Origin of the sequence: Sporosarcina sp. FSL K6-3457 (assembly GCF_038007285.1) — a bacterium.
Taxonomy (GTDB): domain Bacteria; phylum Bacillota; class Bacilli; order Bacillales_A; family Planococcaceae; genus Sporosarcina.
In genome coordinates this window covers 1,362,590-1,380,235 of the sequence record NZ_JBBOWX010000001.1, presented here as the reverse complement: position 1 = coordinate 1,380,235, position 17,646 = coordinate 1,362,590, and the positions used below count along the sequence as shown (strand labels likewise).

The following is a 17,646-nucleotide window of genomic DNA, read 5'->3' as shown; positions in this document are numbered from 1 at the left end:
TTTTTAGAAATAAAAGCTAAGTGCCTCATATCCAAAATAAAAAGATAGTAGTGCGAGAACACCGAATACGATACTCTCAATCTTACTGCCTGTTTTCGTTGTTACTGGAAAACGGACTGTCATGCGAAGTGGAAATAATAATTTAATCCCCTTTTTCGTTGCCATATCCAACACAAAATGACTAGCCATCCCGACTAAAAATCCGGCTTTCACTGCCTCATTCGGAATAAATGCATTCAATAATGCTGCAACCACCACCAAAAATAACAAACTATGTGTAAATGTACGATGGCCGAATACCTTATTGATCAACTTTGATAACAGCGGTAGTTTCCGTCCAATCCTACTGCCACTGTGACAAATATCTGGCAGTAATGCGCCAATCACCCCTGCCCCCAACATTAGAACCGGGTCATGATTGGCAATTTGTGCATAAGCAAGACTTGCTGCAATGCCGCCTACGATGTGTGTATTCCCTGTCATGCTCGCTCTCCTCTATTCAAAATGTGGTACTCTATTAGTATAATCGTTGTTACAGTGCCTGACAGTGAAATAGTATAATTAGAAAAAACAGAGCTTACAAAACAACATATCCCTAGATACTTTTATAGTTATTAGAATTTACAAATTTCTTTGTACTTATTATTTTTTTCTAGTATAATATAAATAAGTAGTGTAAAATATGCAACTTAAAGGAGCAGAGTATTATGCGAAGCTTGGGTATCGTAAGAAAAGTTGACCAGCTTGGTCGAATTGTAATACCGAAAGAATTAAGAAACACACTCCACCTAGATACGGGTTCTCCCATGGAGATATTTGTAGAGGAGGACAAAATTATTTTACGAAAGTATTCTGTCAACGAAGCTTGTATCGTCACAGGCGAGATCACACCTGACAATAAGATGTATTCGAATGGTATGTATTTAAGTCCAAGGGGCGCCGAGATTGTATTAGCAGAAATAGCGAAGCATAGCTGAAGTGTTTGTCCACAATATTTCCAACTATTTCATTTGAAAACATAACGCAATTGATGTACACTATGTTTAGAAGCTGCGTTGTTCGTATCAACATTAAGTTTTAACCTTTAAGCTGTAAACGGGAGTTTTATCTAGAAATAGGAATGGCACGCTTCGTTCTTTCGATAACGAGGACATACAGGATTATTTCTGCGAACACCCACTTTGAGGAGTGGTGGTTTAAAACTTTCTAAGACCGTACGGCAAAGGCGGCTTTTACTTTAAATGTTATACCTATAAGGTTTATGAGTGAACATCATCCTGTAGAGGGTGGTGTTTTTTTGTTATGAAAATGTCATTGGGGTTAAAATTCTGCGCAATCAATAACGTTTCTTGTGATTTATTAACAACTTTCATATTGACTTAACTGTCATTCCCGGCAGAAATACAAAAAGCCCTTTTCACCGTTTACATGAAAAGGGCTGGCTTGCAGAAAGAAATCATTCGTTTCGTATATTTTCTCTTGATCTTTGCATCTACCAATTACGCAATCGTGATACCTGCACTTGCCGTACCTGTTATTACTCCACCTAGAAGTCCCGTTGTAGTTGTTGAAAGCACCATTAACAAACGGTCCCCCGCATTTACAGATAATGGTGGGAAATTCGAGGATGTTCCCTCAACTATACCGCCTACAGCTACCAGACCAATATCCGGAGCCAGATTAACAGCCACATCTGTAGCAGTGAAAATCGTACTTCCCGCTGGTGCACGATAAATTCGTGCAGTGACCGTTGTAGTTCCGAGGAGTGAAGCTGCAATTGTTACAGTGAAAGCTGCAGAAATAGCTGTTACCGTACCTGCTCGTGGAACTGAAAAAGCTTCGTTTAACAGACCAGTCAAGTCGATTGTAGTACCAAGAATACCCACAGTCGGTACATTTGTACCAAATCCAACTAAACTACCGGTACTAACTAAATCACCGGCAATAGTAGTCAAAATAACTGGAGTCAAACCTGAAGCGAACGGAATGACCGAACCAGTAATAGCTGGCGGTACTATACAAGCTGCGTCAATCGCATTAAACGGTCCAAAGTTCTTACAATTGACCATACCATTGCCACCCGCTCTAGGACCACAAGCTCCTGGATGAAATCCATTACATCCATGATTACAAGTCATATTAACACCTCCTTTCTCCACTATCCTATTCAAGCCAGCAGCAGGGCGGACGGGCTATCAACTACTTGTGTTTAGCAGTTTTTATTTTGTTACAGTATCACGGACATTTTGTGAGACATCCGTCTAACTAGTAGCTATTGCCATCTCATGATTTTCAAGAAAAAACAACCATCCCGACACTAAGTCAACGTGGTTGTAGATAATGGAGTACAGCGATTTTCATTTTTTGTAGTTCACCAAACGCATACTTAAGATTTCCTCCGAAAAAAATTGAGCAGTGATAATGTTTCCTTGTTTTTATGTTGTTGACGCTTCATTTCATTAGGTCTTTCAATTAAAGTTTCTGGATTCGTTTCCCTCTCCATTTTCTCTCCGTGCTGGATTTTCTCCTCAATTGTTTCTATATGATGTACTTTCTCCTCAATTGTTTCTATATGATGTACTTTCTCCTCAATTGTTTCTATATGATGTACTTTCTCCTCAACTGTCGCTATATGTTGCACTTTCTCTTCAATCGCTGCTATATGAGGCACTTCCTCTTCAATTACTGCTATATGAGGCGCTTCCTCAGGAGATATTATCACTACCTCATTTTTTTCTAGCTCTGCAGTCGCTTGTGGTGTAGGGGGGACCAGATTGTCACTTCTCGTTGGAACGGCTTGCTTTGTAGAAATATTATTGAAATGAACGGTGGACTTCATATTTATATTCCTGTTCAGACCATTATAGATTTGATTTGGATGACTACCAATCGACGGGAAACTTGGTTTACCAGGTTTTTGATGGATACTTGCTGTTGGCGTTCCAGTACTCGGAACTTCTTGGATATCATTAGCCCTCGCTATAAGACTTTGCAGATGCTTATATGAGGGTGGGCGATTCGGCTGCTGAATCGAAGATAGGGGAGTTTTCTCTTCCAATTGAGGAGTTACTTCTACAACATCCGCATTATAATGAGTATTCACTGAGTCCTGCCCGACAACAGAAGTATTCACATTTCCTGTACGATCATTTACTAATTGATCCATAACTACTGAAAGATCTTTATTCAACTCCTCGACAGTTCGATTAAGTGAGCCTATCTGTTGTGAAAAAGTTTCAATTTGTTGCTCATACTCCTCTATCTGCATACTTTGTTTGTCATTAAGTCTCCCCATTACCTCTTCTAAATGCGAGGCTTGCATTTTAAAGCCGGTCAATTCGCTTTTCATGATGAGATAGTCATCAATTGTGTTTCCCGATTTCAATGTCGTTAAGGTATCTCTATAGGTTGCAATTTTCTGTTTTAAATTTTCAATGTCTTGAGCGGAGTATAACTTAGCATCTGCCATCACTATTCCCCCTTTACAGTACATACACATACCTATTCTATTACTCAGGCTTTCATTACGTGACAAATTGTCACCTTTAACGCCAAATATCAATAAGATAAAGTGCCAGAATTTTAGGAGGCGCTATCTCTCCTAAAATAATGTTTGTACTACTTTCTTTTCTACTAAACGAAATTTTGAAAATATCCCAATAAGTTATTTCCGCGCCCAGACACTCATTTATCCATATCATATGCTACGGGTGAAAGATAAAAAATTTGGAGGTGTCTGCAAAAATGCAAGAAAAAAAGCCGTGTGATGGCAAGGAACTAATTTGTATTAATGTCGATAAGGTATATGACTGGATTGTTAAAGAAAAGTCGTTTGATATTTCTCCAACAGGAGCCATTCCATTTCCAGGAGTTACAACAGCGACAAGTTTAGCAGGTGCAACCGTTACATGTGACGTAGCTCCAGCCGCGTCGAATCCAATCGTTATCCTACATCGCGAAGATCGTCCATTCTGCATTGATGGAAAAAACGTATGCCTTCAACAGCTTAATATTCAAAAGAATTTTGTTGTCACGGTTATCCTTACTTTCCCAAATGGGATGACGTTGACAAGTGCGGATATCCCAGTTTCTCGTTGTGAACAAGTCACTTTATGTGCGCCAGTCGGAACAGACGTTGAAGTGACGTACACCAATCTAGACTGTTTTGTATGTACGACTGGTACGCTCATTGCAGGCGAAGGTACAATCACTTTTTCAGCACTCACTATCTCTGTAGCTACTTGCCAAAGCATCCAATCGACATTCCCAGTTACGGTTGAATTCTTAGCTGACTTCTGTGAGCCAAGGGCCGATATCGTATCAGGTTGTGCCCCGCCAACACGTCCACAACAATGCTCAGTTGTTTTTCCCGACGCCGGCGGCAATTGCTGCCACTGATGTCGGCTGATGGTAATAATGAGTAAGCACCAAACATATTATAAAGAGAGGGTCCCCCCTCTCTTTATTTTTTGATTAGGAGGAAAGAAGAATGAATAACGAAGTGGAACAAAAGCTTACCCAACTTCATCAACAAACAACAAGCTACTTAGAGGAAATTAAAAAAAAAATAGCTAATTTGAATAACCCTAACAAAATAAATATCATAAGCTATTTTACTTATTCCTTAAATATTTCCCACGAGTCAGAACAAGAGAGCCTGTGCCTTGGGTCTTATCATGTACATAATATTGGTAGTCAGCCAATTACAAATCCTTATATATGCATAAAAGTCCCTGAAGAGTCTCCATTCTCTTTTTCCGGACGCTATATTTATGAAAACTTCAAACAGTCATTGAAAAATGCCAGTGAGTGGGAACGAATAAATGAAAAAACGAACACAGAGGAATTTTGGCTTAAACCTTTAGGCAACGCATCCATCGAACCAAATGAGACGATTTCATTTTCAAATTTCCAGATAAAATGGTCTCCTACAAAATCCTATGCCGGTAGCATTATGGGGTTTACATATAGCGATCAATTGAAAGATGGCATCGCTGTCATTAATCCCATCAATCTTAACGGCACCATTCCTATACTGGAGGTCGAAAAATGAGTAATCTACATGAAAATGAGCAAGTAATACGCCAGTTTATGAAAGACCAACTTAACAACAGAAAAGAAGATAAACAAGAAAATGATAATAGTTTTATTTTTTTAGAAAAAGATACACTAAATATGTTGATGAACCATCTGTTGATCAATGCAGAACAGAGTACTTCAGTCGATTCACAAGTGAAAATTGTAGAAGTACTCGAACAAATTATCGCAGACAATCAAAAAGATTTTGAAGAACTCATCACGTCCCTAAAGGAAAGACCTTAATTTGCCTCGGAAATAGCTACGATTAGGAGGTATGGACATGATTAGTGAAAACACCAGACATAACAACTCACAACAACTGGAGCAAACCATCATCTATTTAAAAGCCGAATTAGCTAAATATAAAAACGAAGTAAACAAAGTTCAAAGTGATTACTACTACTCCTTGGCAGAAAAATTAACGTATGATAATGAACAATTAACAGCTGAAAAAAATGAACTCGCCGAGGATTTATTTAGACTCAATAAAGAATTAGTGACGCGAACGAGTGATTATAAAGAGCGCATCCATTCGTATGAGGTCCAACAAAAAAAACAGATGGCAACCATTGATACCCTACAGCAAACAAAAAGCGTCCTGACGATGATTGAACAACTTGAATATAGGCTTGCGAATCATATTCAAGAGGTAAATAAACCACTTCAGTCGGCAATCAATCGACTATCGATTTCCACTCAAAAACGTTCTGAGCCTGATCAAGCGAAACAGGATTTACTACAAGATATTGATGAAAAAAATAGTATGATTAAACAACTTCGCCATAAATTATCGGCGATACAAGAACAAAACGACAAGCTGGTAGTCAAGAATAACGCCCCTATGATAGACACTGAAGTACTTATGCAAGTCGATCTACAAATCAAAAAACTACTTAGCCAATCGTTTGAATACGAAGAACAATTGGCCGCTAAACTTCTCGCACTTCATACATTGGAGCATAAAATAGAACAACTCACAGTTGAAATTGATGAAATTAAGATCTTTGGTGTCAGTGGACAAATTTCGAAAGTCGATCAATAAGCAAAAATACTATCTCACTGCATTGGATTTCTGGTAATATAAAGGCTTATTAATCATTCAAAATCGGTTTCCTACTGTATTGTAGTTGTCGGAGGTGAACAATATCGTAAAACGCTTAGTCGTTACAGGCTACAAACAACATGAACTTGGCATATTTGACGACAAACATCCTGGCATTCGATTTATAAAAAAAGCACTAGAGAACCGACTCATAACCTTGATAGATGAAGGATTAGAGTGGGTTATTATTAGCGGACAATTAGGCACTGAACTATGGGCTGCCGAAGTTGTCATTGACTTAAAAAAAGAATACACCGATTTAAAATATGCCGTTATCACCCCCTTCCTGGAACAGGAGAAAAATTGGAATGACATGAAAAAAGAAACATATCACCGGATTGTTGCCCTAGCAGATTTCCATACAAGCCTCACAAAAAGACCTTACGAAGCCCCCTGGCAATTTATCGAAAAAGATAAGTTTTTTTTGCGTAATTCCGATGGCATATTGATTATTTATGATGATGAGAACGATGGCTCACCGAAATTTGTTAAAAAAGCGGCGGAAAGCTATGCTGAACGTTCCGATTACCAGGTATTCACCATCACCGCCGATGATTTGCAAGTCATCGCAGAAGACGAACAGCTAAGTGAATGGCACTGATTTACGGAATTCATTTGACAGCCCAAACTTTCCATGATATAGTTAATCGGTTAACAAATAGGTAACTGTAAGACTTGAATATCTGGCATTCTACGAATGTTTTTGAAAATACTTATTCACACTGGCGCGACTATAGGGTCGCAAGGACGCAAAAGTAGGTAGGGTTTGCGTTGCTTAGGTTAGAGAACACCCAGTGGAACAATGACCGCGGCACTGAAAGATAAACCTTTCTAAGGAAATTATTCCCCGATCATTCGGGATGAAAAATTACATTCAAAACTTAATGTTACCGACAAAATAAAGGGGTGTTCTCAATTTGAGAGCATCCCTTTTCCAATGGCCATTTGCTTCATTTTCCAATACATACTACAATAAAATAAAAAAACGATTGGGTGGTTCATATATGGAGATTTACGCGCACCGTGGTTCATCTGGCACACATCCCGAAAATACAATCACTGCTTTCACAGAAGCCGCACACCTCGCTATACACGGCGTTGAATTCGATGTTCATCTAACAAAAGATGGTGAACTTGTGGTCATCCATGATGAAAGAATTGATCGGACGTCAAACGGAACAGGCTATGTCAAAGACATGACACTTGCGAAATTAAAAACATTTGACTTCGGCAGCTGGTTTTCTCCGGATTTCACAGGGCAAACGATCCCAACTCTACACGAGGTACTTCAACTATTTACCGAGACACACCATCATTTGAATATCGAACTGAAATCAGATATCTTTCCGTATGAGGGCATGGTGGAGAAAGTACTAGCTATTGTAAGCGAGATGGGTCTTGATTCCCGAGTCGTCTTGTCATCTTTTGATCACGAAGCCATTCGTACTGTAAAACAACTGGCACCACACTTAGAAACTGCTGCTTTATTTATGGAGGTTTTGGTGGAGCCCCTCGATTATATGCGGGCCATTCCTGCGGATGCCCTGCATCTGTTTTTCCCGACAGCACTGCGCCCATCTATTCAACAAGTGTTAGAAAGTGGTACTCCAGTACGGACTTTCACTGTCAATGAAGCGCAATATGCCCAAGCACTGCAAGATGTCGGTGTTAGTGCTATTTTTACGGATTTCCCTGAAAAGATGATGATATATTTGAATGAAAAAAGCTGAGCACATAATGAGCTCGGCTTTTTTGCGATACGTTGTGCATTTTCATGGAAACGTTGCTTAGTTCAGTCAAAGTGTTGCCTTTATTTCACACATGCACCAATAAACCTGTCAAAAATCCGTAGAGAAACTGCATCCCCTTTTGTTGCTAACAATTCAGGATGCCACTGGACACCAAGTACAAATTTTTTATCTACGCTTTCCACAGCTTCGATAATGCCGTCACTCGCGCTAGCAGAAACTTTGAACACCGAAGGCACATCTTTCAACGCCTGATGATGAAATGAATTCACTTGAATGCGTTCACTACCTGCAATTTCCGCGAGCAAACTCCCTTTTGCCAATTGAACAAAATGACTCGGATACGTAGTAGGCGACTTTTGTAAATGCTGAAGCATCGGCCCTTCGTTTTGTTGATGAAGATCCTGATACAACGTCCCCCCAACGGCAACATTCAACAATTGAAGCCCTCTGCAAATCCCCATAATCGGTTTATCTGCTGCTAGCATTTGTCGGGCCAATTCGAGTTCAAACAAATCCCTACTTGGCGAAACCTCACCCAGGTGCGTGTGTGGCTCTTCATTGAACAATATCGGATTAATATCATTTCCTCCAGTCAACAAAAGGCCGTCCAACAAGCCGACTATTTGCGCAATGTTCTCCCCATTACCTATCGGAATAATGAGGGGCACTCCCCCTGCACGGATAATTGCCTGCATATTATCATTATTCAAGAAGTGCTTATCATCTTTCTCCACATCTGGCGTAATCCCAATTATCGGCTTCATTCATAAATCCCCCTAGTCATTGTCAGCGCAAGTCTTGTCTACCTAAAATCATACTTTTAGTGCCTCTCCAAGACGCATTGACCGATTTTTCCACGCTAAGTCAAAGTTCGCACCGCGCCACAGGACGTGATGGTTTTAGATAGCGCACTCTCCCATTCCCTAAATATGCTAAATTATGCTGTAAGGCTATTAATAAACTCCTCAATCTCTGCCTGTGTTTTACGATCCTTACTCACAAATCGACCCGCTTCTACTCCGCTATGGAAGCCGATAAAGCTTGGAATTCCAAAAATATCAAGTTCTCCACACAAATCGATAAACTCATCCCGGTCCACAAGTATAAATGTATATTCCGGATAATCCGCTTCAATACCAGGTAAAATCGGCTCAATCACACGGCAGTCTGAGCACCAATCAGCAGAAAACATAAAAATTGTGCGCTCCTCATTTTTCAGTTGTTCAAATTGTTCCATTGATTGTAGTTTTTCCATTTAAAATCACTCCTATTTTTTTATTTAATCAATTACGCCGGAGGCATAATTGCGTCCAAATTTTGAATTGTGCCCGCAGGACGCGGGTATGCAACCATTGCCGCAGGAAGCGGCGAACTTAGGTTGCCTTCCACAACTCCCTTCAAAATTTGTGACATCCGCCGGAGGCTTAACTTGAATCAGCAAAAACATTTGCTGATTCAAGTTAAGACAATCTCATTGTATCATTACCCAAACTATTATTTCATATTTTCAGTGAACTTGGCTCAAAAAAATTTAATGGTCATAAATAATTCCGATTGGGGGATGCTATATAAACGGATTAAAGGAGGTTTTATCGTGCGTCACTGGGTTTTATTACCGACGTATATCATCATGTTATCTTTATTATTTTACACCGTTGTGGTGGCTAAGGAAGAAACGCCGAACGAACAGCGCATGCAGCTGTATTTACAATTTGATAGCATGGCCGTTCCTTGGTACTACTTGGCTGCTATTGATCAATTTGAGCGTAATATCCAACAAGTGCGCACTGATATTCCTAAAAGAGATGGACCTATCGCCATTCAATATTCTGAGGATTATTGGGTCGGCGCTCTCAATCCCAATAAAACCGATACATCCCCTGCATCTATCGCTTTCTTCGATGGACAAGGGCAGGATGGTAATGGTGATGGCATTGCTGATCCAAACAATCCAGAAGATATCCTCTCCACAATGGCGACTTTCTTAAGCGCTTATGGACAAACCGAAGATGATTTCAAATTGGCGTTATGGGATTATTACAGGCGTGAAATAACCGTCAACCAAATCATAGCCATCGCCAAATTATACCAACACTTTGAAACATTAGAGTTGGATGAGCATGCTTTTCCAGTTCCCACAAACTACGATTACAGCTACAAAGGAACATGGGGTGCGAGCAGAGGCTGGGGTGGTCGCAGAATCCATGAAGGCACTGACCTTTTTGCCGGATATGGGACGCCCGTTCGATCCACTTCCTATGGCGTCATTGAAATAATGGGGTGGAATGAATTCGGTGGTTGGCGAGTCGGTATTCGTGACACGCATAATACGTACCACTACTTTGCCCATCTAGCTTATTTCAATAAGGATATTAAAGTCGGCGATATCGTTGAACCAAGAACCATTATCGGCTTTGTCGGTAGTTCTGGCTATGGGAAAGAAGGTACTTCCGGCCGTTTCCCTCCCCATCTACATTACGGCATGTACAAATATAATGGGCGAATTGAATGGGCCTTTGATCCGTATCCCTCGCTCCAGATTTGGGAACGGCAAGACAAAGCGAGAAAATGAACAGTTGTGGGCGATTACTACCGTTCAGACGAATTTACTACCGCATAAGCCCGACCACCCCCATAAAAGCAGCAGGCAGAGAGAAACGAACTATTTTCTCCGCCTGCTTTATTATTGTAAATAGACTGACTAGACAGCCACTTACTCTGTCGTCCCGAACATAACTGTCACGAATATTCAAATTAGTGGCAAAGTAAATGCGCGATGATATAATTAGACACAAAGAATAACAAAATCAACGGGAGGCGACGAGGAATGAGATTTCATAACATCATGGAAGAAGTTGTCTATGAATCACTTGATAGGCAAAAAGTGAATTTGAAACTATTTTGTGACTGTCCGCAATGCATCAACGATATCATGGCGATAGCACTCAATAATTTACGACCTCATTACGTTGTTAAAAGTGAAAATCTCCCATACGCACGAGTTCCTCATCTTACAGATCGACAAAGCAGTACAAACGTTTTAGCGGCCGTTACAAAGGCAGCTAAAATTGTATCCCAAAATCCACGTTGCGCGAACAAAATAACGTAATCGCCCAACTTTGCAACGATTTACAGTAACCTCCAATGGTCCCATACTCTCCAATTAAAAAATGCCTAGCACCAAATTCCATCGGTGCCAGGCATTTTTCATCCTAACGTTTTAAATAAAAACGAATACATATCCGTTTGTTCTTCAATAATTTTCACAGTCGGTTTACCCATTCCATGTCCCGCATTCTTCTCAACCCGAAGTAGAATTGGCTGTTCACCTTGCTGTGCCGCCTGCAAGGTTGCGGCAAACTTCATCGCATGCAATGGAACAACACGGTCATCTGTATCCGCGGTTGTCACAAGTGTTGGTGGATATTCGACGCCTTCTTTGACATTATGAAGTGGTGAATACTTATACATGAACTCGAAATGCTCTGGATTTGCTTCCGCATTGCCATAATCCGTCACCCAATAACGGCCAACCGTGAACTTATGATAGCGCAGCATATCCGTAACAGGAACTAAACAAAGTGCAGCTCCATACAGATCCGGACGTTGCGTGACACAGGTTGCCACAAGCAATCCACCGTTACTGCCCCCCATAATCGCAAGCTTTTTGCTGTTCGTATAGTTCTGTTCAATCAACCACTCTGCCGCTGCGATAAAATCGTCAAAGACATTCTGCTTATGCTCCAGTGTCCCTGCTTTGTACCATCGCTCACCAAATTCTCCACCACCTCGTAAATTAGCAACGGCATACACGCCACCCGCCTCAATCCACATACGCTGCGACGGCGAAAATGCTGGTGTTAAATTGACATTAAAACCACCATAACCATACAACAGCACGCGATTGTCGCCCGTCAATTCCAATCCTTTGCGATGCGTCAAGAACATCGGAATCTGCGTGCCATCCTTCGACGGATAAAATACCTGCGTCGTTTCAAAACCTTCCTCATCAAACAGCGTCGACTGTTGGAACACAGGCTCAAGCTTATCCTGCGCAAAATCATAACGTGCAATCGTCGTCGGCACTAAGTAAGACGTATAACCAATATACATCGTCGCTGCCGTCTTCTTGCCAGACACACCTACCAGCGACACAAAACTAGGTAGCGGCACTTCTTTTACTAACTTGCCTTCCAAATCAAAAACACTTAGCTGATCATGCGCATTATGCAAATGGCAAACAACGAGCTGTTTATTAATAATTTGTGCGAATGTCAAAACATCCTCGCGCTCAGCAACAATATCCACCCAATGCTCTTTCTCTGGGTTATCCAACTGCACCGCAATGATTTTCTCCTTCGGCGCATGATAATTCGTCGTGAAATAAAACAGCCTACCCTCATTGCCAATAAAAGTGTATTCCCCATCATCATCTGCCAATAAATGCACAAAACCCTCATCAGATTGCTCATCACGATAATAAATACGACTCTTATTTTCTGTCCCTTTCCATACTGATAAAATCAAATAACGATAATCATCGGAAAACAACGGGTTGAAAGACAGCCCTTTATCTACAGTATCTTCATACGTCAATACATCGTCTTGTTGCGCAGTACCAACAATATGCCAATAGACGCGATTATAATTACTCTCATCTTCTGGATCCACAGTTCCCGGCTCTGGAAAACGATTATAATAAAAGCCACTGCCTTCTTCATTCCAAGCAATGCTACTGAATTTGCACCACTTAATAACGTCAGGCTCATCTTTTCCCGTTTGCAAGTCACGCACACGAATTTCCTGCCAGTCACTGCCATTCAATGAAATTCCGTAAGCTAATCGATGACCATCCTTCGTAAATGCAAGATTGGTAATGGCAGCCGTTCCTTCTTCGTTCAACATATTAGGATCGATAATAACCTCAAGCGCATCAGATTCCAAATCCATTGTCCGATAAAAAACGGCTTGATTTTGCAAACCATCATTTTTATAAAAATAGTAATAATCTCCTTCTTTTTGCGGCACAGAGTATTTCGGATAATTCCAAGATTTCGTCAACCTTTCCTTGATATTTTCACGCTCTGGATAAGTCGCTAAAAAAGCCTGAGTCTCTTCATTTTGCGCATCCACCCACTCTTTCACTTCTGCTGCATCTGGATTTTCCAGCCATCGATATGGATCTGTCACATTTGTGCCATGATAATCATCAATAACGTCTTCTCTCTTTGTCATAATGCTCAAGTCAGTTCCCCCTTGCAACAATGGATTTCAACTATATTTTACCACAATACTAACTTACTTGAATAACTTTTCTGAATTAATTACATAAATAAAAAAACCACAATCCTATGATGAATCGTGGTTCTTTTATTTGATAAATTCAGTCCATCATCTCTGCAATCATTTCATACGAACGCAAACGTGCTTGCTGATCAAATATTTGCGAGTTAATGATCAATTCATTCGCCTTTGTTTCTTGAATGAAGCTCTCCAATTTTCGTTTAACCGTTTCAGGACTGCCGACAATTGTTGAACGCGAATCGAGTGTTTGCTCAATAGATGCTCGTTCTTGCGCTGACCACACCTCGTTGATATTATCAATCGGCGGCTGTAATTGTGTGGGCATACCTCTTGTTAAGCTCAGAAATTGCTGCTGTTGTGAAGTCGCCAACCAGTGGGCTTTTTCATCCGTTTCTGCTGCAATGACATTAACGCCAAGCATAGCATAAGGTGTTTGTAAAAATTTCGATGGCTTAAAGTTTTGGTGATACAGCTGCAAAGCCTGTAATACATAGGCCGGCGCAAAATGGCTGGCGAAAGAAAATGGCAAGCCTTCCTGTGCGGCAAGCCGTGCACTGAAGCCACTTGAACCGAGAAGCCAAATCGGTATTTCGAGACCCTCGCCAGGAAATGCGCGAACACGTGCTACACGATTCGGTTCAAAATACGCTTGTAGCTCCGCCAGCTGTTCTGGGAAATCATCTCCCGTACTTTGCAAAGTTCGGCGCAGTGCATAAGCCGTCGCCTGATCCGAACCAGGAGCACGCCCTAACCCCAAGTCAATTCTCCCTGGATACATCGATTCAAGCGTACCGAATTGCTCAGCTATAACAAGTGGTGCGTGATTAGGTAGCATAATGCCTCCAGAGCCAACACGCATACGTTTTGTCGCGCCAGCAATATGTCCAATCAGCACAGATGTCGCGGAACTGCCTATACCCGGCATATTATGATGCTCCGCCAACCAGTAACGATTGAATCCCCAGTCTTCTACATGTTGTGCCAACTCTACACTATTTTTAAACGACTGACTGGCGTTGCTCCCCGCATTGATAGGCGCAAGATCCAACACAGATAATGGAATCGAATTAAATGTTTTTATGTGAATGCACTCCTTATTTCATCGTCATACAAAATGATACCGTTACTAACAAAATTCCTCTACCAAACTGACTCCATTCTCTCTTTTTTTGAATGAATTCAGTATAAAGCGCTTACAAAAAACTTTTTTAGCGATTTAACGCACTAAAGCAAAAAAGACGCTTGACATTTGTTTATCATTTGTTATGATAAGTTCTAAATTCAATAACAATTCCAACTGTAATGATGGAGACATGCTTTAGGTGATGAGATCTCAAGAGAGCTGATGGATGGTGCAAATCAGTGATTTCAACGTAAAGTAGCACTCCGGAATAGATAGGCTGAAATTCACAGTAGGCCAATCCGACCCATGCCCGTTAAGCATGCTAACGAAGACTGTCGTAATGTGGACAGTAAATCAGGGTGGTACCGCGTGAGCTAATCTAGCTTTTCGCCCCTTACAATTACTTGTAAGGGACGGAAGGCTTTTTTTATTCCTAAAATAGGAGGAGTGATTAACTGCTAACCAAAATGATTGAAATCGGCAAGAATATCGCACTAGGCACAGGCGTTGCAGCAGCACAACAAATCTATATACACGAAGGAGAAATGATTTAAATGGCTTTTAACGTACTCATTAGTGATCCACTTAGCGAAGATGGTATCTTCCCTTTACGACAAGCAGAAGGTTTCAACATTGTCATCGACACAACAAATACACCTGAACAACTTGCAGAAAAAATCAAAGACTTTGACGCTTTAATCGTCCGTAGTCAAACACAAGTCACACGTGAAATCATCGAGACAGCAACAAACTTAAAAATCATTGGACGTGCTGGTGTTGGTGTTGATAATATCGACCTAGATGCAGCAACCGAAAGAGGAATTATCGTTGTCAATGCTCCTGATGGTAATACAAACTCAGCAGCTGAACATACGATTGCCATGCTCATGTCACTTGCGCGTAAAATTCCACAAGCTTTTAATTCATTAAAGAATGGCGAATGGGATCGTAAATCATTCATCGGTGTGGAATTAAAAAATAAAACACTTGGCGTTATTGGTATGGGACGCATTGGCGCAGAAGTAGCTGCAAGAGCTAAAGGACAACGGATGAGCGTCATTGCGTACGATCCATTTTTGTCAGAAGAAAAAGCGAAGAAGATGGGCATTACGTTAGGGACAGTAGAGGAAGTCTTAAGAGCTGCTGATTTCATTACCGTTCACACGCCTTTATTGAAAGAAACAAAGCATATGATTAACAAAGAAGCGTTCGAAATCATGAAAGATGGCGTTCAAATTATTAACTGTGCACGCGGCGGTATTATCGACGAAGATGCATTGTACGATGCAATTGTCTCGAAAAAAGTAGCAGGAGCTGCACTTGACGTCTTTGAAACAGAGCCATTCGTTGGTCACAAGCTACTGACGCTACCTGAAGTCATTGCGACACCACACCTAGGCGCAAGCACCGTTGAAGCGCAAGAAAGCGTCGCGATTGATGTCAGCCGCGATGTCGTCAACTACTTCAGCGCTGGTACAGTTCGTAATCCCGTGAACTTGCCATCTGTATCAAAAGAAGTACTCGCTAAAATCGAGCCATTCTTTGACTTAGCAGAGAAACTTGGAATCTTCTTATCTCGTCTGTCTAATAAAGTGATTGAAGAAGTGAACATTTACTACTCAGGTGATCTTGCCGAGTCAGACGTTCGTCCATTGACACGCAACACGCTCAAAGGCTTGCTGACACGTAATCTTGGTAATCATGTCAACGACGTCAATGCCAAGTTTTTGACAGAGCGTTTTGGTATCAAGGTGAATGAACATAAAACATCTACGACAAAAGGCTTCTCTAATTTAGTGACAGTCGAAGTCACAACAGCAAGCGGCGTTCGCCGCGTTTCTGGAACGCTATTGAACGGACTAGGTGCACGCATCGTCAAAGTCGACGACAACCTAGTGGACATTAGCCCTGAAGGCCACCTACTGTTCATCAAACATAAGGACCAACCAGGCGCAATCGGACGTGTCGGCACGTTGCTTGCCGTAGAAAATATTAATATCGCAACAATGCAAGTCGGCCGATCAACTGTTGGCGGCAATGCTATCATGATGCTCACTGTCGATCATCATGTTGAAAAAGAAAATGTTGAGCGATTGAAAGAACTTGAAGATATTTTCGACGTTATTGCGATTGACCTGTAAGATATATTAAACGAAGAAACCCACTTCACCCCCGAGAATGCTTTCGGGCGGTGAAGTGGGCTTTTTATCGGGTTGAGCTGGGTATGGGTGTGGAATTACGAGCGAGTTTAGGGATTTACCGGCGAGTTACGCGAGATTACCAGCGACTCCGAAAATTCACCGATTTTTCATTCAAAAGAAAAGAAGCCTCCTTATCGGATGGCCTCTTCCTTCGTTAACGACTCTAATATTGGGAACAATTTCTCCAGATTATCTATCTCATTAGTCGGCGTACTACCCTCTGCCAACTCCATCCCTTCACGATTAATCCAAACCGAACGCATGCCCACGCGTGACGCACCTAAAATATCCGTCATCAAATTATCGCCCACCATCAACGCTTCATCTGTTGTGACCCCACAAGTTTCCAGTACATGATGGAAAATCGATACGTCTGGCTTTCCTTTGCCAAATGCCCCCGAAATAATAATATGATCAAAATAAGGAGCTATTTCAGGTGTAATCTCAAGTTTCGTCTGTTGCAAACTCGGTGAACCATTCGTTAACAAAGCAAGCTTATATGCCCCCTTCAGCTTGTCTAGCACGCTAAAAGTTTCCTCATATAAGAAAGGATGCTTCTTTCTCTCCTCTGGGAATAATTCAGCCAGTTCACTACCTAACTCAACATCTTCAATCCCAAGTCGTTGCAAGCCCTTCGTCCACGCTTCGCGGCGATAACCCGGTACAATCTCCTTCATTTTCTGAAAGGATTCCCCTGCATCATCGAACGTGCCCCAAAGCCCCTCGAATGGATTAATGCCAATCATTTGCGTATGTGCATACGTTTCATATGTAGCGTAAAGCTCTCGTGCTTCCAATCGAACAGCCTCTTCAAGTTTCGCCGGATCCACATCATGTACCTGCGCCGCCCGCTCACACGTCTTGCGAAACGCAGTCGCCACACTTTTTTTATCCCATAACAAAGTATCATCTAAATCAAAAATAAGTGTCGTTATCACAAATAGCCATCTCCTTTTTTCATATACAATCCAGTATACATCATTTTCAGACTCTTTAGCGAGATAAAGAAACACCGCCCCAAATACCTACTCGGAGCGGCATTTCATCATAATCAATCACGCCAGGCGTGATTGTGTCCGGATTTTT

At 41.3% G+C, this 17,646-nt stretch carries 18 protein-coding genes, 1 other RNA gene and 1 other annotated feature; of the genes, 11 read left to right on the top strand and 8 right to left on the bottom strand.

Annotation, left to right across the window (positions count from 1 at the left end; genetic code table 11):
* Positions 1–3: 3 nt before the first annotated feature.
* A complete protein-coding gene (locus N1I80_RS06730) occupies positions 4–483 on the bottom strand; it encodes a metal-dependent hydrolase (RefSeq protein ID WP_340737126.1) in 480 nt (159 codons plus the stop codon).
* A gap of 224 nt (positions 484–707) precedes the next feature.
* Here N1I80_RS06730 and N1I80_RS06725 point away from each other — a divergent pair, with 224 nt between their 5' ends.
* Entirely contained in the window at positions 708–977 is a 270-nt protein-coding gene (locus tag N1I80_RS06725) for an AbrB/MazE/SpoVT family DNA-binding domain-containing protein (protein WP_340737125.1), read from the top strand.
* Between the two features lie 67 nt (positions 978–1,044).
* Positions 1,045–1,236, top strand: a non-coding RNA gene (gene ssrS / locus N1I80_RS06720) — 6S RNA.
* A gap of 263 nt (positions 1,237–1,499) precedes the next feature.
* Here ssrS and N1I80_RS06715 read toward each other — a convergent pair.
* Together N1I80_RS06715 and N1I80_RS06710 are read right to left on the bottom strand one after the other, a co-directional pair.
* Positions 1,500–2,138: an exosporium glycoprotein BclB-related protein gene (locus N1I80_RS06715; protein ID WP_340737124.1), complete on the bottom strand. Its 639-nt coding sequence runs from the start codon at positions 2,136–2,138 to the stop codon at positions 1,500–1,502.
* 248 nt (positions 2,139–2,386) lie between these two features.
* On the bottom strand, positions 2,387–3,469 hold the full coding sequence (locus N1I80_RS06710; protein WP_340737123.1) for a hypothetical protein: 1,083 nt from the start codon (positions 3,467–3,469) through the stop codon (positions 2,387–2,389).
* 275 nt (positions 3,470–3,744) lie between these two features.
* On the opposite strand from N1I80_RS06710, the gene N1I80_RS06705 reads away from it, so the two are divergent.
* The 6 genes from N1I80_RS06705 to N1I80_RS06680 all read left to right on the top strand — a co-directional run bounded on the left by N1I80_RS06705 (position 3,745) and on the right by N1I80_RS06680 (position 7,911).
* Positions 3,745–4,398: a hypothetical protein gene (locus tag N1I80_RS06705; protein ID WP_340737122.1), complete on the top strand. Its 654-nt coding sequence runs from the start codon at positions 3,745–3,747 to the stop codon at positions 4,396–4,398.
* Positions 4,399–4,489: 91 nt separating this feature from the next.
* Positions 4,490–5,053: a hypothetical protein gene (locus tag N1I80_RS06700; RefSeq protein ID WP_340737121.1), complete on the top strand. Its 564-nt coding sequence runs from the start codon at positions 4,490–4,492 to the stop codon at positions 5,051–5,053.
* A complete protein-coding gene (locus tag N1I80_RS06695; RefSeq protein WP_340737120.1) occupies positions 5,050–5,322 on the top strand; it encodes a hypothetical protein in 273 nt (90 codons plus the stop codon). Before N1I80_RS06700 ends, N1I80_RS06695 begins: the two co-directional genes overlap by 4 nt.
* Before the next feature lie 37 nt (positions 5,323–5,359).
* Positions 5,360–6,121 carry a hypothetical protein gene (locus N1I80_RS06690; RefSeq protein ID WP_340737119.1) on the top strand — a complete coding sequence of 254 codons (762 nt, stop codon included), beginning with the start codon at positions 5,360–5,362 and terminating at the stop codon, positions 6,119–6,121.
* A 103-nt stretch (positions 6,122–6,224) separates the two neighbouring features.
* Positions 6,225–6,782 carry a DUF1273 domain-containing protein gene (locus N1I80_RS06685; protein ID WP_340739986.1) on the top strand — a complete coding sequence of 186 codons (558 nt, stop codon included), beginning with the start codon at positions 6,225–6,227 and terminating at the stop codon, positions 6,780–6,782.
* 403 nt (positions 6,783–7,185) lie between these two features.
* On the top strand, positions 7,186–7,911 hold the full coding sequence (locus tag N1I80_RS06680; RefSeq protein WP_340737118.1) for a glycerophosphodiester phosphodiesterase: 726 nt from the start codon (positions 7,186–7,188) through the stop codon (positions 7,909–7,911).
* Between the two features lie 80 nt (positions 7,912–7,991).
* Here N1I80_RS06680 and N1I80_RS06675 read toward each other — a convergent pair whose 3' ends face one another.
* Positions 7,992–8,696: a gamma-glutamyl-gamma-aminobutyrate hydrolase family protein gene (locus N1I80_RS06675; RefSeq protein WP_340737117.1), complete on the bottom strand. Its 705-nt coding sequence runs from the start codon at positions 8,694–8,696 to the stop codon at positions 7,992–7,994.
* Between the two features lie 173 nt (positions 8,697–8,869).
* The gene (locus N1I80_RS06670) at positions 8,870–9,187 is read right to left on the bottom strand and encodes a thioredoxin family protein (protein WP_340737116.1); all 318 of its coding nucleotides are present in this window, start codon (positions 9,185–9,187) and stop codon (positions 8,870–8,872) included.
* Between the two features lie 306 nt (positions 9,188–9,493).
* Here N1I80_RS06670 and N1I80_RS06665 point away from each other — a divergent pair, with 306 nt between their 5' ends.
* Both N1I80_RS06665 and N1I80_RS06660 read left to right on the top strand, forming a co-directional pair.
* Entirely contained in the window at positions 9,494–10,504 is a 1,011-nt protein-coding gene (locus tag N1I80_RS06665) for a M23 family metallopeptidase (RefSeq protein ID WP_445683696.1), read from the top strand.
* Between the two features lie 255 nt (positions 10,505–10,759).
* The gene (locus N1I80_RS06660; protein WP_340737115.1) at positions 10,760–11,041 is read left to right on the top strand and encodes a late competence development ComFB family protein; all 282 of its coding nucleotides are present in this window, start codon (positions 10,760–10,762) and stop codon (positions 11,039–11,041) included.
* Between the two features lie 98 nt (positions 11,042–11,139).
* Here the strand turns inward: N1I80_RS06660 and N1I80_RS06655 are convergent, their stop codons facing one another.
* Together N1I80_RS06655 and N1I80_RS06650 are read right to left on the bottom strand one after the other, a co-directional pair.
* Positions 11,140–13,167 carry a prolyl oligopeptidase family serine peptidase gene (locus N1I80_RS06655; RefSeq protein WP_340739984.1) on the bottom strand — a complete coding sequence of 676 codons (2,028 nt, stop codon included), beginning with the start codon at positions 13,165–13,167 and terminating at the stop codon, positions 11,140–11,142.
* Between the two features lie 148 nt (positions 13,168–13,315).
* Positions 13,316–14,323, bottom strand: a complete 1,008-nt coding sequence (locus N1I80_RS06650; RefSeq protein WP_340739983.1) for an LLM class flavin-dependent oxidoreductase — start codon at positions 14,321–14,323, stop codon at positions 13,316–13,318.
* 206 nt (positions 14,324–14,529) lie between these two features.
* Positions 14,530–14,757, top strand: a binding site (T-box leader).
* Positions 14,758–14,913: 156 nt separating this feature from the next.
* On the opposite strand from N1I80_RS06650, the gene serA reads away from it, so the two are divergent.
* Positions 14,914–16,500 (top strand): phosphoglycerate dehydrogenase, encoded by a 1,587-nt coding sequence (gene serA, locus N1I80_RS06645; protein ID WP_340737114.1) that lies wholly within the window; start codon positions 14,914–14,916, stop codon positions 16,498–16,500.
* A gap of 191 nt (positions 16,501–16,691) precedes the next feature.
* Here the strand turns inward: serA and N1I80_RS06640 are convergent, their stop codons facing one another.
* On the bottom strand, positions 16,692–17,498 hold the full coding sequence (locus N1I80_RS06640) for an HAD family hydrolase (RefSeq protein WP_340737113.1): 807 nt from the start codon (positions 17,496–17,498) through the stop codon (positions 16,692–16,694).
* Positions 17,499–17,646: the final 148 nt, after the last annotated feature.